At 68.3% G+C, this 2,753-nt stretch carries 2 protein-coding genes; both read left to right on the top strand.

Annotated features, from left to right (window positions below; translation table 11 throughout):
• On the top strand, nt 1-1,541 hold a 1,541-nt coding region (gene rho, locus KZA10_RS11595; protein ID WP_218682957.1), incomplete at its 5' end, for a transcription termination factor Rho.
• 11 nt (nt 1,542-1,552) lie between these two features.
• Nucleotides 1,553-2,632, top strand: a complete 1,080-nt coding sequence (gene prfA, locus KZA10_RS11590; protein WP_017831008.1) for a peptide chain release factor 1 — start codon at nt 1,553-1,555, stop codon at nt 2,630-2,632.
• Nucleotides 2,633-2,753: the final 121 nt, after the last annotated feature.

Raw genomic sequence — 2,753 nt, 5'->3', positions numbered from 1 at the left:
CTGCCGAGCCCGCCACCAAGACGACCGGGCGTGGACGCCGCGGTGCGCAGAAGCCGGCCGCCGATGCCGAGGCACCCGCCGCGGAGCAGGCAGCGGAGTCCGCCTCCGAAGCCGCTCCCGCGGAGACCTCGCAGAACAACGACTCCGACTCCTCCGATGGTGGCGAGGAGCAGGGTGGTCGCGGCCGCAACCGCAGCCGTAGCCGCAATCGCGGACGCGGGCAGAACGGCGTCGCGCAGGAACAGCAGCAGCAGCAGGCGCAGCCGGCGGCTGACGATGACCAGGCCGGCGGCAACAACCGCAACCGTCAGCGCAACAAGCGCCGCAGCGGCACCCCGACCGACGAGTTCGACACCGAGATCGGCGAGGACGACGTCCTGATCCCGATCGCCGGTATCCTCGATGTGCTCGACAACTACGCTTTCGTCCGCACGACCGGCTACCTCGCCGGACCCAGCGACGTGTACGTGTCCCTCGGACAGGTGAAGAAGTACAACCTGCGCAAGGGCGACGCCGTCGTCGGCTCGATCAAGCAGCCCCGCGAGGGCGAGCAGCAGGGTCGCCAGAAGTACAACGCGCTGGTCAAGGTCGACTCGATCAACGGCCTCTCGGTCGACGACGCCGCCACCCGCGTGGAGTTCGGCAAGCTCACGCCGCTCTACCCGCAGGAGCGTCTGCGTCTGGAGACGGCCCCCGAGAAGCTGACCCAGCGCATCATCGACCTGGTAGCCCCGATCGGCAAGGGCCAGCGCGGCCTCATCGTCGCGCCGCCCAAGGCGGGCAAGACCATCGTGCTGCAGCAGATCGCGAACGCGATCGCGCAGAACAACCCCGAGGTCCACCTCATGGTCGTGCTCGTCGACGAGCGCCCCGAAGAGGTCACCGACATGGAGCGCACGGTGAAGGGAGAGGTCATCGCCTCGACCTTCGATCGCCCCGCTGAGGACCACACCACGGTCGCCGAGCTCGCGATCGAGCGCGCCAAGCGCCTGGTCGAGCTGGGCCGCGACGTCGTCGTGCTGCTCGACTCGATCACCCGCCTCGGGCGCGCGTACAACCTCGCCGCCCCGGCCTCGGGTCGTGTGCTGACCGGTGGCGTCGACGCCTCGGCGCTGTACCCGCCCAAGCGCTTCTTCGGTGCCGCGCGCAACATCGAGAACGGTGGATCGCTCACCATCCTCGCCACCGCGCTCGTCGAGACCGGTTCCAAGATGGACGAGGTCATCTTCGAGGAGTTCAAGGGCACCGGCAATAGCGAGCTGCGCCTGTCGCGCTCGCTCGCCGACAAGCGCATCTTCCCGGCCGTCGACGTCAACGCGTCGAGCACCCGCCGCGAAGAGATGCTGCTCTCGGCCGACGAGGTCAAGATCACGTGGAAGCTGCGTCGCGCCCTCGCCGGCCTCGACCAGCAGCAGGCCCTCGAGGTCGTGCTCGGCAAGCTCAAGGAGACCAACTCCAACGTCGAGTTCCTCGTGCAGATGCAGAAGTCGATCCCTACGCTCCCCTCGGGCGCGCACGGGCACGACAACAACATCCGCTGAGCGGCTGAGCCGTGTTCGAGTCCGTCCAGACTCTGATCGACGAGCATCGCCGGGTGCAGGAGGAACTCTCCGACCCGGCGGTGCACGCCGACGCCGCCCGAGCGAAGCGCGTCAACCGCCGCTACGCCGAGCTGTCGCGCATCGTCGCCGCCTACGAAGCGTGGGTCGCTGCGACCGACGATCTGGAGACCGCTCGTGAGTTCGCTCGCGAGGACGAGTCGATCGCCGCGGAGATCCCGGCGATGGAGGAGGAGCTGCAGGCCTCGCAGGAGCGTCTGCGGCGTCTGCTGATCCCGCGTGACCCGGACGACGCCCGCGACGTGATCATGGAGATCAAGGCGGGGGAGGGCGGTGCGGAGTCCGCGCTGTTCGCCGCGGATCTCCTGCGCATGTACATCCAGTACGCGGCCTCCAAGGGCTGGAAGACGGAGCTGCTCGAACGCAACGAGTCCGACCTCGGCGGCTACAAGGATGTCCAGGTCGCGATCAAGGGCTCGTCGTCCGATCCCGCTCAGGGCGTCTGGGCGCACCTGAAGTACGAGGGCGGCGTGCATCGCGTGCAGCGTGTGCCGGCGACCGAGTCGCAGGGGCGCATCCACACGTCGACCACCGGCGTGCTCGTCTTTCCCGAGGTCGATGAGCCGGAGGAGATCCACATCGACCAGAACGATCTCAAGATCGACGTGTTCCGCTCCTCCGGTCCCGGTGGGCAGTCCGTGAACACGACGGACTCCGCGGTGCGGATCACGCACGTGCCGACGGGCATCGTCGTCTCGATGCAGAACGAGAAGTCTCAGCTGCAGAACCGCGAGGCGGGCATGCGCGTGCTGCGTGCCCGACTGCTCGCGCGTCAGCAGGAGGAACTCGACGCTGCGGCATCCGACGCCCGCCGATCGCAGATCCGGGGCATGGACCGCTCGGAGCGCATCCGCACGTACAACTTCCCTGAGAACCGGATCGCGGATCACCGCACCGGGTTCAAGGCCTACAACCTCGATCAGGTGATGGATGGAGCACTCGATCCGCTGATCGAGAGCGCCATCACCGCCGACGAGGAAGCACGGCTCGCCGCGGTCGGCTCCGACTCCTGACGAACGCTCTCACGCGTCGGCCGCTCAGGTGCGGGCGGCGTATCGATGCTCGGGGCGTCCGGTCGAGCCGTAGTTGAGGCGCACCTCCACGACGGCACTTGGCGGCACTGGCCGCCAGGAC

This window comes from Microbacterium sp. BF1, assembly GCF_019279095.1.
GTDB classification, from domain to species: domain Bacteria; phylum Actinomycetota; class Actinomycetes; order Actinomycetales; family Microbacteriaceae; genus Microbacterium; species Microbacterium maritypicum.
The sequence above is the reverse complement of the archived record's forward strand: the minus strand, read 5'-3'. Positions and strand labels throughout refer to the sequence as shown.